The sequence below is a fragment of the Hydrogenophaga sp. FG152 genome, assembly GCF_057809615.1.
Genome location: NZ_JBMDKH010000013.1, coordinates 58470 through 71960, shown reverse-complemented (window position 1 = coordinate 71960; position 13491 = coordinate 58470). Strand labels below are relative to the sequence as shown.

Genomic DNA, 13491 nt, shown 5'->3' with positions numbered 1-13491 from the left:
AGGCTCAGGAAAACAGCCCGATCAGCTCGGCGCGTGAGCGGACGTTGAAGACGAGAAAAATCGTCGAAACGCAATTCTTCACCGAGCCCAGCACCAGCCCGGTTTCGGCGGCGATCGCCTGGTTGTCGAGGCCGCTGAGCAGCAGCTCCAGGACCTGGACCTGGCGGTCGGTCAACCGGACGCCAGGCCTCAGGTTCTGGCTGCGGGCCGCCGCGCCGCGCTTCCCCGGGCGATGGCTTGCCGTGGCGGCGCTTTCAATCGCCGCGAGCATGCCCTTCAATCCATCGGTATCGCCCGTCTTGCAGAAGTAGCCCCAGGCACCATGCGCCAAGGCTTCTTCGCGGACGCGGTGATCGTGCGTGCCCGACACGACCACGATCGGCAGCTGCGGATAGCGCTGCCGCAGGAGCTTGAGGCCGGTCAGGCCGCGGGTGTCGCCCAGGTTGAGATCGAGCAACAGCAGAAAGACCTCCTCGGCGCGCTGCTTCAGAAACAGCAGGGCCTGCTCCAGGCTGTGCGCATCGGCCACATGGAAACGGTCCGCGAAGTGCTGAACGATCAGCTGGCGCAAACCCATCCGCACCAGTTCGTGGTCATCCACGGCCAGTATCGTTTTGCATCGCTGGTTTTCTGACATCGCCAGATGTTAGCCGCGGCAGCATCGTGGCCGCAGAGGGCGCAAGGATCCGCCGTTCAGGCCTCGGGGCGCCCCGTTTCCTCCTCGTCGCGCTCATACCGCCTGGCGAGTGGGAACGGTGGCAGCCAGGACTCGCGGCGCACGGTCCAGAGCTCGTAGGTGGGCACGAATTGGTCGGGTGCGTCGAGGGTGCCCAGGTTGACTTCGATTTCGTCGCCACTGCGCCCATACACCGACGAGCCACAGCGAGGACAGAAGAACCTCCCGGCGTAGTCGCGCGTTTCGCCTTCGACGGTCACGGCGTTCTGCGGAAAGATCGCGGAGGCGTGGAAGAGCGCGCCGTGGTGTTTCCGGCAGTCGAGACAGTGGCACAGGCCGACCCGGTGGGGGCGGCCGGTGGCTTCCATTCGAACGTTGCCGCACAGGCAACCACCCGTGAATCGGTCCATGCTGTGCCTCCTGGGATCGCACCGGCATTTTCACCCTGCACGCGGTGTCTGAAAACGTTTTTCAACGTGAGCCACGTCTCAGTAGGTGATGAACACGGTGTGAGCCTGGACAGCCGAGCACGTGGGCCCGGTGCAGGTGCCTGCCTGACCTGCCTGCATGCTGCCGGTGAGCGTGACGGCCTGGCCGGTGTTGCCGTTGCCGCTGCCCGAAGCGGGCGAGGGGGTGATGGTGTACCGCAGACCTTGAAGCACGGCGGGGTTCGGGCTCACAGAGACGGTCCACGGCAGGCCTGAGCTGCAGCGCAGCATGAAACTCGTGGTCGAGGTCTGCGCTGTGGCGCTGAACGCGGTGTAGTTGAAAGCCAGGTCGCCCGGGTAGGTGTTGAACACGCACTGGTTGTTCACGCCCACGGTCATCACCACCGGGTCACTGGGGCTGAGCGCGCCCGCGTCGCTGTTGGGGTACTGCGCGAAGACGTTGAAGGTGTCGCTGTAAACACCGGCGGCCGGCGATGCCGGGTTGCCTCCCGCTCCCACGCGCACGCGGATGCAATAGGTCAGTGTGGTTGAGGCTGTCAGCGCCGCGCCAAAGTTCAGCGTGCCGGTGGCGACATTGGAGGAGCCTGTCGCGGGGGCGCGCCAGTCGGTGCTGTTGTTGCAGGTGCCGCCGCGACGAAGCGAGTATTCCAGGTAGTTGGACGTGCTGTTCAAGCGCACGCGCCGAAAAGGCTGGCTGCCCGTTGCATTGTTGCCATCGGTGGCCTTGAGTCGGTAGCTCAGGGTGTTCGCGTCACCCGACGACCGGGTGCAGGTGAGCGCGGCGGAGCCGGTCACGTCGCGTGGGGAAGGCGTGTCGTAGAGCAGGCCGCTGCTGGTGGCCGTGACCGTGCAGCTGTAGGCGGCGTGCACCGGCGGGCACACGGCCAGCAGCAGCCCGCACAGACACAGGCACCCGACGAAATGGAGGAGGCGCAAGCGGGTCATGGGGTCACACCTTCGCAAACCAATGGGGCGGGGCGCGCGACGTCATCCGGGATGGTGGGCGTAAGCACCAGCGGCATCAGGCAGCTCATGCCCTTCCAGTGCAGGCGCAGTTGGTGCTCGCGTTGCAGGCCGGTCAGGAAGGCCTGACCGCGCCGGCCCACGGGGAAGCGCCGCTCATCGCCAGACACCTCGATCTCGGCGCCCGTGGGCGCGGGCCGTCCGTCCGGTAGCTGGATGGTGAGCAGCGCGGCCTGGCCGCTGCGCACCGCGAAGCCGATCGTGACCGCGCTGCGCCGGCGCGGCACCACCACCTGCTCCAGGCTGTCGATCTCGGCGCTCAGCGGCACGTCAGACGGATTCAGGCGCACCTGGTTCGTGCTGTAGGGCTGAAGCCCGGTCACCAGGGCCACGCCACCGCCGTCGGTGCGCGCGCGCTCGCGACCCTGGAAGCTCACGCCCACGTCCGCAAGCCCCGGCACCTTCACGAGCGCAAAGCTGTCCTGCACGGGGCGGGTGGCAAACGCGCGCCCATCCATCACCACCAGGCCGCCCTGGGTGCCCAGGCGCAGGGTCTGCTGTGCGGACGAGCTGCTCACGTCCGCGGTGAACAGGTTGCTGGGACTTTGCAGGTACAGCCCGCCCTCGGCCACGGCCGACCCACTGCGGCTGCCGCCGAGGGCACGCCAGCCCAGACCCGCATCGCCGCGCAGGCCCTGGCTCGCGGTGGTGTAGGCGTCGGTCTGCCCGCCGCGGTGCATCAGGTGGGTCGAGGTGTTGAACTGCCGGTCCAGGGGCCACATCAGGGAAATGGCGAGCAAGGTGCCCGAACTGGCGCCCTGCACGCGCGTGAGCACCGTGCTGAGCGAGCCCTGCAAGCCCAGCCAAGCACGGCCGCGCGTCCGGCCGCACCGCCTTCTATTTCAAAGGCGCGGTCAAGGGCGACTACCTGCTCACCGCCGCCTATGACTCCGACAAGACCACCAAGGACCGGCTGTTCCGCGACATCCGGCCCGACGAGTACTACCCCATCTACGGCGACGATTCCACCCGGGGCTACGACGCCCAGAGCGTGGGCAAGCTCTACGTGCGCATCGACAAGGAGCGCTCCTACCTGCTCTACGGTGACTTCACCTCCAGCGCCAGCCCGGAGGTGCGCAAGCTCAGCCAGGTCAACCGCTCGCTCAACGGCGTCAAGCACCACTACGAAACAGAGCGCGTGCGCGTCACCAGCCACGCCGCCCAGACCGCCAGCAAACAGCAGGTCGAGGAAGTGCCGGCCAACGGCCTGTCCTTCTACTTCCTCAGTGGCATTGGCGACATCGTGCCCAACAGCGAGCAGGTTGAATTGCTGGTGCGCAGCCGCACGCAGCCGCAGCTGGTGCTCTCTGCGCGCAAGCTCGTGCGCAACACCGACTACACGCTCGAGCCCCTCACCCGGCGCCTGATGCTCGCCGCGCCCCTGCCCTCTGTGGACGCTGATCTCAACCCCCAGTCCCTGCGCGTCAGCTACGAAGTCAACCAGGGCGGCCCCGAGTACCTCAACGCCGGCGTGGACGCCCAGTTCAAACTCGGCGAACGCGTGCAGGTCGGCGTGGCCGCCGCCAAGGACGACAACCCCGAAAACCACCGCCGGAGCCTGCAGGCCGTGACCGTGCTCGGCCGTGTGGGCGACAACACCGTGGTCGCCGCCGAGGTCGTGCGCACCGAGTCCGACGCCGTCGGCACCGGAGGTGCCCAGCGTGTGGAAGTGCGCTACGCCGATGGCGACCTCAAGCTCAGCGCTGAAGCCAGCCGCACCGATGCCACCTTCGAAAACCCCGGCGCCACCACCAGCGCGGGCCGCACCGAAGGCACCGCGCGCGCCGAGTACCCCATCAACGACACCACCCGCCTGCGCGCCGAAGCCACCTACAGCCGCAACGACAACCTGCCCGACGCCACGCCTTCGCGCAACGTCGCCGTGGCCGTGCACAAGAAGCTCAGCGACAACGTCGCCATCGAAGCCGGCGTGCGCGACGGCAACACCGCCAGCACCCGATCCGGCAGCTTCGACTACGGCGCAGCCCCCGGCACCGCCACCCCCGGCATGGCGGGCATGGGCGGCGCGGCCTCCAACCTCAGCCCGGCCACCGCCACGCCCGACGCCGTGGACACCACCACCGCCCGCGTGCGCCTCACCGCCCGCCCGCCCATCCTGCCCGCTGCCGAAGTGTTTGGTGAAGTCGAACAAGACCTGCACGACACCGACCGCCGCCTCCTCGCGGTGGGTGGCTCCTATGCGGTGGGTGCCAACGCGCGCGTCTATGGCCGCCGCGAATTCAATTCCGGCCTCTACGACAACGGCACCGACACCAACCGCATCACCAGCATCGTCGGCGTCGACGGCGCCTACATGGAAGGCGGGCGCGTCTTCAACGAATACCGCATGGGCACGCGCGGCACCAGCAACGGCACCGGCCTGCGCAACACCTACGCCATCACCGAGCACCTGCAACTCAGCGGCTCGGCCGAACATTCCAAACAGCTCAGTGGCACCGGCGACGACGCCACCGCCCTTGCCCTCGGGCTGGACTACAGCAGCGGCCCGTGGCGCGGCAGCAGCGCCCTGGAATGGCGCGAAGCCGGCGACGCCAGCTCCTGGCTGCTCAATCTCGCCGGCGCCTACCGTCTGGACAACGACTGGTCCGTGCTAGCCCGCACCGTGCTCACCCAGACCGGTGATGACAAAGCCGGCACGCGCCGCCTCTCGCGCATGCAGGTGGGCCTCGCCTGGCGCCCGGCCCACACCGACGTCGTCAACGGCCTGCTGCGCTACGAGCGCCGCCAGGAAACCATCACCGCCGGCAACACGGGCGGCAGCGCCTACAGCCTGTACGGCACCCAGGGCGCCGCCCTGCCCGGCGACTACAACACCCACCTCGTGGCCGGCGTGATCAACGTCAACCCCCGGCGCGGTGAAGTCATCACCGGCCGCTACGCCGCGCGCATCAACCGCGTGGCCGACGACATCGCCACCAGCAGCACCTTCACCCAGCTGCTGCACGCCCGCTACACCCGCGACCTCACCCCCGACTGGGACCTGGGCGTGCAGCTCGGCCTGCTGCGCTCGCGCGGTGGCGCCCGCCAGTCCCTGCTCGGCCTCGAGCTCGGCTACCAGGTCTCCCCCGGCCTGTGGGTCTCGGGTGGTTACAACTGGCGCGGCCTGCGCGACGACGAGCTCGCCGGCACCAACTACACCCGCATCTACGGCTATGGGAAAGTTCTGCAACCAACCACCGGCAACGCGCAATTCAACGTTGGACCCGGTAAACAGGCCTATATCGAGCCCTCGATCAACACCGGCGGCGGGCTGGAAAAGTCAACCGGACCGGCAGCACCCCCGCGTTTTCCAAGAACATCGAAGGCGCCGGCGCCGTGCAAAAGCTGGGCACGGACACCCTGATCCTGACCGGAAGCTGGAAATGACGTCCAGCCCGATCGACCTGATCCTGACCGACTTTCATCTGGACGCCGGGCTGTCTGGCTATGAATTGATCAAACGGGTCCGCAAGCGGGCCGGGGCACAAATCCCGTCCATTCTGCTGACCGGGGATGTGGAGATCCGGCATGGCCCGGAAAGCACCGCCACTGCCGTTGTCATCGCCTACAAGCCCTTGCCCTACGAAAAACTGGCGAATCTCATTCAGGAGACCATTTCCTCGTTTGGGGCCCAGGCGTCAGGCGGCGTCTGAAGGCAGCCAGCGCGGCTGGCCCTTTTGTGTTACATTACGCAGTCGCCTTGAGCGACCAGCCGCATCCCGACATCACTGCCAGGATGCAACCGCCCCCGGCAGAGGGGCTGCTGGTCCAGCCCCTCCAAGGTGCCGCCACACCGCTTTCTCACAGCACCGTGGCCTTCCTCCTCCCTGCTGTTGCCGATGCCTCTGCCGTGGCTCGTGCGCCGGTTCCGGCTTGACGCATCCGCGCCACGCCGAGACCGGATGAACCGGTGGGGCACCCCGGCGCATGGGGCTGCCACCTGTTATTTTTTTCGGGCATCCACGGCGCCACGGTACCGACCGCGCGTCCCCGCCCACTGATGTTTTTGATGATTCACACGAACGACACAACGATTGCGAGACTGTCTCCCCTCACCATGGGCAAATACCGCATCGCGGCTTTGCCCCGCCTTCTGCCGGATGGCCTTTTTGCAGCGCAGGTCTCCATTGCCAGCGGCCATGGCAGCGCGTCCACCGACCGGGTGATCCGGTTCGACAGCGCCTTTCCCACACACGACGCGGCGGCCGATTACGCCCTTGCGCAAGGCATTGACTGGGTGCACGACTCGGTCCGCCTTTCCGCTCGCCCGAACTGACCGATACACTTCAAGCAAAGGAAACACCATGGCCAAAGAAGAACTGATCGACATGATGGGCATCGTCAACGAGGTGCTGCCCGACACGCGCTTTCGCGTCACGCTGGACAACGGTCATCAATTGATCGCTTATTCGGCCGGCAAGATGAAGAAGAACCACATCCGCATCCTGGCGGGTGACCGGGTGTCACTGGAGCTCTCGCCCTACGACCTGACCAAGGGCCGCATCAACTTCCGTCACATCGAAGGCCGCGGCCCGATGGTGCCGCGCAAGCCGCGCTGATCCTTCGTTTTTCTCAGTAAAACAGGGCCTGCAGGTCGACGCTGCTGCGCCGGCCCACGTCGGCGTGGTGCGCCGACAGCCAGGCGCTGGCGTGCTCGCGGCCCAGCGCGAACAGCATTTCAAAGAAGCGCATGTTCGCCGCGGCCTTGCTCTCGGTGCTCAGCTCGCGCATGACCTCGCTGGCCTCGATCACGTGAAAGTGCGTGCTGGCCAGGCGCCGGTCGAGCTCTCCCCGGCGCCACCAGGCGCTGTGGGCCGCGCGCTCGCGCAGGTGGGCAAACATGCGCATCTCGCGCAGGAAGGTGGCGTTGAACGCCAGTTCCATCATGCGGCTCTTGATGTCCGCTGCCGACTGCGGCGTGGCGCTGTGCTTGAGCGGGGCCAGCATCACCAGCACGATGTCGCGTGCGCGGCACTCGTGGAACAGCGGGAAGACCGCCGGATTGGCCGCGTAACCCCCATCCCAGTAAGGCTCTCCATCGATCACCACGCTGCGGTGCATGGTGGGCAGGCAGGCCGACGCCAGCACCGCGTCGGGCGTGAGCTCCGCTGAGCGGAACAGCCGCAACTTGCCGGTGTTGGCGTTGGTCGCCGCCACGAACAGCTTGACCGGGCTGCGCCCGCGCAGGCGCTCGAAATCAACTTGGCTCGACAGGATCTTGCGCAAGGGGTTGAGGTCGAACGGGTTGAGCTGCTCAGGCGAGAAGTAGTGGGTCCACTGCAGCATGAGTTGCATGGCCGGCGCCAGCCGCATGTCCTTGCCATCGGCCGTGGGCACGGCCACCTCGAACGGCATGCTGGCCGCCACGGCGCTCCAGAAGCCCCTGAGCGCGGTGCGTGCGCCCTCCGCTCCCCCAGCCATCAGGCCTTGCGCGAGCAGCACCGCGTTCATCGCGCCGGCGCTGGTGCCGCTCACGCCATCGAAGCGCAGGCGCCCGTCCTCCAGCAGGGCATCGAGCACACCCCAGGTGAAGGCGCCGTGCGCGCCGCCGCCCTGCAGGGCCAGGTTGACGGTGGGCGGACCGCGCCAGCGCAAGGCCATGGGGCCTACCCCCGCGTGCGCCGGGCTCGCACGGCGCCCGCCAGGCCTTCGAGCACCGGCACGGTCTGCTCGAACGAGATGCAGGCATCGGTCACGCTCACGCCCGCCTGCAGGGGCTGGCCGGGCACGATGTCCTGCCGGCCTTCGTGCAGGTGGCTCTCGATCATCACACCCACGATGCGGTGCTCGCCCGCGCCGATCTGCGCGGCGACATCGGCGGCCACGTCGATCTGCCGGCGGTGCTGCTTGCTGCTGTTGGCGTGCGACACATCGACCATCACCTGTTCGCGCAGGCCGGCTTTCTGCAGCAGACCGCAGGCGGCGGCGACGTCCGCGGCGCTGTAGTTGGGCTGCGCGCCGCCGCGCAGGATCACGTGGCAGTCGTCGTTGCCACGCGTCTCGAAGATCGCGGCCTGCCCCATCTTGGTCATGCCCATGAAGGCGTGCGCGGCGCGCGCGGCCTGGATCGCGTCGGACGCGACCTTGACGCCGCCGTCCGTGCCGTTCTTGAACCCCACCGGGCAGCTCAGCCCGCTGGCGAGCTGCCGGTGGCTCTGGCTCTCGGTGGTGCGCGCGCCGATCGCGCCCCAGCTCACGAGATCGCTGATGAACTGCGGGCTGAGCAGGTCCAGGAACTCGGTGCCCACCGGCAGGCCCAGCGCGAGCACCTCCAGCAGCAGCGCGCGTGCCATCTCCAGCCCTTCGTTGATGGCGAAGCTGCCATCGAGGTGCGGGTCGTTGATGTAGCCCTTCCAGCCCACCGTGGTGCGCGGCTTCTCGAAGTACACGCGCATCACCACCAGCAGGTCCTCCTGCAGGGCGTCGGCTTGGGCCTTGAGGCGCTCGGCGTATTCGATGGCCTGGGCGTGGTCGTGGATGGAGCACGGGCCGACGACGACCACGAGGCGGTCGTCCTGCCCATGCAGCACGCGCGATATCGCGGCGCGGCTGCTTTCCACCAGGGCTTGCGCGGGATCGGGTGCGGGCAGCCATTCCTGCAGCAGCGCCGGCGTGATGAGGGGGCGCACCGCGCCGATGCGCAGGTCGTCGATGCGGGTGGTGTCGTGGGTGGACAGGACGGTGTGCGGGGTGTGGGTTTTCATGGCAGGTCGAAATGTCGGGCTGATGACAAAGAAGCGGCCCGAGGTCCGTGGAGCCGCAAAAAAGTCACGTTCGGTGGATTCTGGGGCATGGGCGGTTTCAGGCGCCGAAGCGCTTGGTCGACATAGACAGAGACAGGCCCACCGTGTGGGCGATGGAAGATGGACAGGACGATGAAGACCCTTTACCTCGGACTCGTGGCAGTGTGCCTGGGCAGCGGCCCGGCCCTGGCGCAGACGACCGCGCCCAGCGACCCGCCCGCGATGGTGCTGGAGCCTTTCAAGAACGAGGTGTGGATCAACGTGGGCGGCTTCTCGCGCCACTTTGCCCGCCACAACGGCTACAACGAGAACAACCTGGGCCTGGGCGCCGAGTACCGCACCAGCACCGAGCTGTCCTACATGGCCGGCGCTTACGACAACAGCGTGCACAGGACCACGTCGTACGTGGCCATGAACTGGCAGCCCTGGTCCCTGGGGCCGATCAAGCTCGGGGGCACGCTGGGGATCATGAACGGCTATCCCTCGCTCGCCAGGGGCGGCACCTTCTTCGCCGCCCTGCCCATGGCCACCTGGGAAGGTGAGCGCTACGGCGTCAACGTCGGCATCATCCCCTCGATGGGCAAGATCGACGGCGCGGTGATCGTGCAGTTCAAGCTGCGCGTGGTTTGAGGGCCTGCGCATCCGGGCGCTGTGTGTGCGTCTGGATGAAGCGGGGCAGGGCGGCGCGCGTGCAGCGCTGCAGGGCCATCAGAAAACCGTGATCGGGCTCGTTCACGCCATGGCGTGCGCGCAGGTCGTGCTGGATGCGGCCCAGCAGCTCGGCCGCCATCTCGGCATCGGCCAAGGCCCGGTGCGCCTGGCCGGTGCGCGGCAGCCGGAAAAAATCCACCAGTGAACCCAGCTTGTGGCTCGGCGCCTCGGGGTAGAGCCGGCGCGAGAGCAGCACCGTGCAGGCAAAGGGTTGTGGGGCGTTGGCGCCTGCGCGCTCGAGCTCGGCTGTCCAGAAGCGGCGGTCGAACGCCGCGTTGTGCGCCACCATGGGCACTTGGCCCACGAAACGCGCGGCCTCGCGCATCACGGTGTCGGCCGGTGGCGCGGTCTCGACCATGGCGTTGGTGATGCCGGTCAGCTGCGTGATGAAAGACGGGATGCGCACGCCCGCGTTCATCAGGCTCTGGTAGCGGTCCACCACGCGCCCCTGTTCGGTGATGACGATGGCCACCTCGGTGGCGCGGTCGCCCATGGTGGGCGAGATGCCGGTGGTTTCGAAGTCGATGACAGCAATGCGGGACATGGGGCTGAACTGTAGCGCGGCGCGCACCCCACGCGCCGAAGCCCCGACATCGCTGAAAGACGCCGGGGCTCCGGTGGGCGGACCGTTCAGCGCTGGACCACGACGAGGGTCTGCATCATGTAGCGGTGCGGCGCCTGTTCGCGGTAGGTGATGCCGGTCTGGCCGTCGGCCACCAGCTCGCCCCGCGCCCAGGCGGTGCGCAGCTCGGCCTGCACGTCGGCGCGGGTCTTCATCGATGTCATGGGCATGGTGGTGTAGCGGCCAGGGTTCAGGTCGCGGTAGGTGGCACCGGTCTGGCCATCGGCGATCAGCGTGCCGTTGCGCTGCGCTTCGGCGAGTTCGGCGCGGACCTGGTCGCGCGTCTTGGGCGACGCAGCGTCGGCGGCCAGCGCCATGCCGGTGCAGGCGGTGGAGAGGGCCAGGGCGATGAGGGAGAGGCGGGCGAATTTCATGGGAGGCTCCTTGGGGTTGTGCCGACGGTGCCGGCGTTGGCTTGCCCACTGAATACGCCGTGGCGCCGCCATCGGATTCAGCCCATTTCCATTTGCGCCACCCGAGGGGCGGCGGCCCCTTCAACGGGGTCGGCGCGAAGCGACCTTGTGCAGCAATTCGAGCAGCAGCGCGCGCTCGCCGGCGCTGAGATGGTCGTAGGTCGCGCGCTCGCCCTCGATCACGCTCTCGGCGGCCGTCCGCGCGGTCTTCGCGCCTTTCGGTGTCGTGCTCACTCGCTGCGTGCGGCGGTCGGTGTCGCTGCGCTCGCGCACGATCAGCCCACGCCGCTCCAGACGCTCCAGCCAGGTGGTGAGGTTGGGCGGTGTCACGGCCAGGGCGCGCGCGAGCTGCCGCGCACTCACGCCCGGGTTGTGGTGCACCAGCGCAAGGATGGTGAACTCCACCGGCCGCAGGTCGTGGGGCTTGCCGATGCGCTGCTGGAACACGTCGAGCGTGCTGAGCTGGGCCTGGGCGATCTGGTAACCCAGGATGCCCAGCAGCCCGGCTTCAGACAGGTGACCTGCGGGCGTTTCGTCGGGGGAGGGGCGTTGCGGCATGCCGGCGATTGTCCCGCAAGGCCCGACCTAGGGAATGCACGGATGTGGGCAAATAGATAGTTTAGTAACTTAACTATTGGCATCCACACACCACAACGAGGAGACATTTCCCATGCCAGCATCCCTCTCACGCCTGCCGCTGCTCGCGGTGATCACCCTGGCCGCCTGCGGCGGCGGCTCGGACAACCCGGCACCGACCCCGCCGCCATCGGCCCCACCGCCCATTCCGCAACTGGGCCAGGCCGCGCCTGCCGCCCTGGTGGGCAGCTGCGCCGACCTCGCGTTGCGCCTGGCCGGCCTGGCCAACACGACCCTCACCGCGAGCACGGACGTGGCCGCAGGCGCGCTCACCGTGGGCGGCCAGCCGGTGCCGGCACACTGCCGCGTCACGGGCAAGATGTTCGAGCGCACCAGCGCCGTGGACGGCAACACCTACGCGATCTCGTTCGAGGTGCGCCTGCCGCTGGCGTGGAACGGCCGCTTCTTCCACCAAGGCAATGGCGGCATCGATGGCAGCGTGGTCACGGCCACGGGGGCCGAGGGCGGCGGCCCGTTGACCCATGCCCTGCACAAGGGCTTTGCGGTGCTCAGCTCCGATGCCGGCCACGCTGCCGCCATGGGCCCCTTCTTCGGCATCGACCCACAGGCCCGGCTGGACTACGGCTACCAGGCTGCCGCGAAGCTCACCCCCATGGCCAAGAACCTGCTGGCCGGCGCCTATGGCAAAGGCCCCGACCGCTCCTACTTCGGCGGTTGCAGCAACGGCGGCCGCCATGTGTTCAACGCCTTTGCCCGCATGCCCGAGCAGTACGACGGTTACCTGGCCGGCGCGCCGGGCTACAACCTGCCCAAATCGGCGGTGGCCAACATCTTCGGCGGCCAGCGCTACGCCAGCGTGGCCACGGATCCGGCCGACATCTCCACCGGCTTCACGAACGCCGAACGCGCCACCGTCGCCGCCGCGGTGCTGGCCAAGTGCGACGCGCTGGACGGGGCCACCGACGGCCTGATCCAGGACGTCAAGGCCTGCCAGAGCAACTTCTCGCTGGCCGCCGATGTGCCCACCTGCCCGGGCGCGCGAGACGGCAGCTGCCTGAGCAGTGCGCAGAAGACCGCGATCGCGCCGATCTTCAGCGGCGCCACCACCAGCACCGGCGCTCCGGTGTATTCGAGCTTTCCGTACGACGCTGGCATCGGCTCCGGTGGCATTCCGTTCTGGGAGTTCACCGCACCGGTGGCGCTGGATTCGGGTGCGGTGGGCGTGATCTTCGCGGTGCCGCCCGCCGATCCGCTCACGTTCAACGGGCCGAGCTTTGCGTTGACGGGCAGCATCGACGCCATGTTCGCGTCGATCAGCGCGACCAACGCGACCTACACCGAATCGGCCATGAGCTTCATGACACCACCGAACCCGACCCAACTCTCCAGGGTGCGCGACCGGGGCGCCAAGATCATGGTCTACCACGGGGTGAGCGACCCGATCTTCTCGTCCGACGACAGCGTGAGCTGGGTCAAGGGCGTGGCCACGAACCACGCCGATGCCAATGCCTTCGCGCGGCTGTACCTCGTGCCGGGCATGGGCCACTGCTCGGGAGGCCCGGCCACCGACCAGTTCGACATGCTCGCCTCGCTGGTCGACTGGGTCGAGCGGGGGGTGGTGCCCGACCGGGTCACCGCCTCGGCGCGCGGCGCCGGCAACCTCGGTGGCGTGAACGCCGAGACGCCGGCGGGATGGGCCGCGAACCGCACCCGACCGCTGTGCCCCTGGCCGCAGGTCGCGCGCTACAACGGCAGCGGCAGCCTGGACAGCGCCAGCAGCTTCAGCTGCAGGCCCTGAGCCTTCACCCCGCCTTGGGGTACAGCACCATCTGCGTGCAGCGGAACAGGGCAATCGTCCTGCCCGTTTCGCGGTGCGTGACCACCGCGTCCCACACCTGCGTGGTGCGGCCCAGGTGGGCGGGCCTGGCCACGCAGTCGACGGTGCCCTCCAGCGCCGTGCCCAGGTGGTTGCTCTTGAGCTCGATGGTGGTGAAGCCGTTGGCCTCCTTGGGCAGGTTGGCCACGCAGCCGTAGCCGCAGGCCGTGTCGGCCAGCGTGACCACGCTGCCCGCGTGCAGGAAGCCGTTGGGTGCCATGGTGTGGGGCTGCACAGCGAGCTCGGCGCGCACCTCCTGCGGGCTCACCTGCGTGAAGACCAGGCCGAGATGGCCCGGCAGTTTGCCCACGCCGCGTTGGTTGAACTGTTGGGTGAGATCGGTCATGCGGGTCTCCTGCTTTTTGGAATGATGGTGAGAGG

16 protein-coding genes are annotated in these 13491 nt (G+C 68.1%); 6 read left to right on the top strand and 10 right to left on the bottom strand.

The genetic code is table 11. The annotated features are described in order from the left end of the window. Positions 1–4: 4 nt before the first annotated feature. The 4 genes from ACODTB_RS16275 to ACODTB_RS16260 all read right to left on the bottom strand — a co-directional run bounded on the left by ACODTB_RS16275 (position 5) and on the right by ACODTB_RS16260 (position 2945). Positions 5–601, bottom strand: coding sequence for a response regulator (locus tag ACODTB_RS16275; RefSeq protein WP_291116371.1), 597 nt, complete (start codon positions 599–601; stop codon positions 5–7). Positions 602–693: 92 nt separating this feature from the next. Continuing rightward, complete coding sequence (locus tag ACODTB_RS16270; protein WP_291116368.1) at positions 694–1086, bottom strand: GFA family protein; 393 nt, start codon at positions 1084–1086, stop codon at positions 694–696. 78 nt (positions 1087–1164) lie between these two features. After that, positions 1165–2070: a spore coat protein U domain-containing protein gene (locus ACODTB_RS16265; RefSeq protein ID WP_291116365.1), complete on the bottom strand. Its 906-nt coding sequence runs from the start codon at positions 2068–2070 to the stop codon at positions 1165–1167. Then, a complete protein-coding gene (locus ACODTB_RS16260) occupies positions 2067–2945 on the bottom strand; it encodes a fimbria/pilus outer membrane usher protein (RefSeq protein WP_488929482.1) in 879 nt (292 codons plus the stop codon). The genes ACODTB_RS16265 and ACODTB_RS16260 overlap by 4 nt, the downstream gene beginning before the upstream one ends. A gap of 194 nt (positions 2946–3139) precedes the next feature. On the opposite strand from ACODTB_RS16260, the gene ACODTB_RS16255 reads away from it, so the two are divergent. From ACODTB_RS16255 to infA, 4 genes are all read left to right on the top strand, one after another. After that, positions 3140–5512, top strand: a complete 2373-nt coding sequence (locus ACODTB_RS16255; RefSeq protein ID WP_488929481.1) for a hypothetical protein — start codon at positions 3140–3142, stop codon at positions 5510–5512. A 19-nt stretch (positions 5513–5531) separates the two neighbouring features. After that, complete coding sequence (locus tag ACODTB_RS16250) at positions 5532–5801, top strand: response regulator (RefSeq protein ID WP_291116348.1); 270 nt, start codon at positions 5532–5534, stop codon at positions 5799–5801. Positions 5802–6205: 404 nt separating this feature from the next. After that, positions 6206–6424, top strand: a complete 219-nt coding sequence (locus ACODTB_RS16245) for a hypothetical protein (RefSeq protein ID WP_444687778.1) — start codon at positions 6206–6208, stop codon at positions 6422–6424. Between the two features lie 28 nt (positions 6425–6452). Further along, on the top strand, positions 6453–6707 hold the full coding sequence (infA, locus tag ACODTB_RS16240; protein ID WP_056265133.1) for a translation initiation factor IF-1: 255 nt from the start codon (positions 6453–6455) through the stop codon (positions 6705–6707). Between the two features lie 13 nt (positions 6708–6720). Here the strand turns inward: infA and ACODTB_RS16235 are convergent, their stop codons facing one another. Both ACODTB_RS16235 and ACODTB_RS16230 read right to left on the bottom strand, forming a co-directional pair. Further along, entirely contained in the window at positions 6721–7749 is a 1029-nt protein-coding gene (locus tag ACODTB_RS16235; RefSeq protein ID WP_291111640.1) for a patatin-like phospholipase family protein, read from the bottom strand. Positions 7750–7754: 5 nt separating this feature from the next. Continuing rightward, positions 7755–8852: a 3-deoxy-7-phosphoheptulonate synthase gene (locus ACODTB_RS16230; RefSeq protein WP_291111642.1), complete on the bottom strand. Its 1098-nt coding sequence runs from the start codon at positions 8850–8852 to the stop codon at positions 7755–7757. Positions 8853–9023: 171 nt separating this feature from the next. On the opposite strand from ACODTB_RS16230, the gene ACODTB_RS16225 reads away from it, so the two are divergent. Next, positions 9024–9521: a hypothetical protein gene (locus tag ACODTB_RS16225; protein WP_291111644.1), complete on the top strand. Its 498-nt coding sequence runs from the start codon at positions 9024–9026 to the stop codon at positions 9519–9521. Here ACODTB_RS16225 and ACODTB_RS16220 read toward each other — a convergent pair. From ACODTB_RS16220 to ACODTB_RS16210, 3 genes are all read right to left on the bottom strand, one after another. Beyond that, the gene (locus tag ACODTB_RS16220) at positions 9502–10146 is read right to left on the bottom strand and encodes a 3'-5' exonuclease (RefSeq protein ID WP_291111646.1); all 645 of its coding nucleotides are present in this window, start codon (positions 10144–10146) and stop codon (positions 9502–9504) included. The two genes, ACODTB_RS16225 and ACODTB_RS16220, sit on opposite strands and share 20 nt — an antisense overlap. Before the next feature lie 86 nt (positions 10147–10232). Continuing rightward, entirely contained in the window at positions 10233–10598 is a 366-nt protein-coding gene (locus ACODTB_RS16215; protein ID WP_291111648.1) for a DUF4148 domain-containing protein, read from the bottom strand. A 120-nt stretch (positions 10599–10718) separates the two neighbouring features. Then, positions 10719–11195 carry a MarR family winged helix-turn-helix transcriptional regulator gene (locus ACODTB_RS16210; protein WP_291111650.1) on the bottom strand — a complete coding sequence of 159 codons (477 nt, stop codon included), beginning with the start codon at positions 11193–11195 and terminating at the stop codon, positions 10719–10721. A gap of 112 nt (positions 11196–11307) precedes the next feature. Here ACODTB_RS16210 and ACODTB_RS16205 point away from each other — a divergent pair, with 112 nt between their 5' ends. Next, complete coding sequence (locus ACODTB_RS16205; RefSeq protein ID WP_291111652.1) at positions 11308–13032, top strand: tannase/feruloyl esterase family alpha/beta hydrolase; 1725 nt, start codon at positions 11308–11310, stop codon at positions 13030–13032. Positions 13033–13036: 4 nt separating this feature from the next. On the opposite strand, the gene ACODTB_RS16200 is transcribed toward ACODTB_RS16205, so the two are convergent. Then, on the bottom strand, positions 13037–13456 hold the full coding sequence (locus ACODTB_RS16200) for a PaaI family thioesterase (RefSeq protein ID WP_291111654.1): 420 nt from the start codon (positions 13454–13456) through the stop codon (positions 13037–13039). Positions 13457–13491 lie beyond the last annotated feature (35 nt).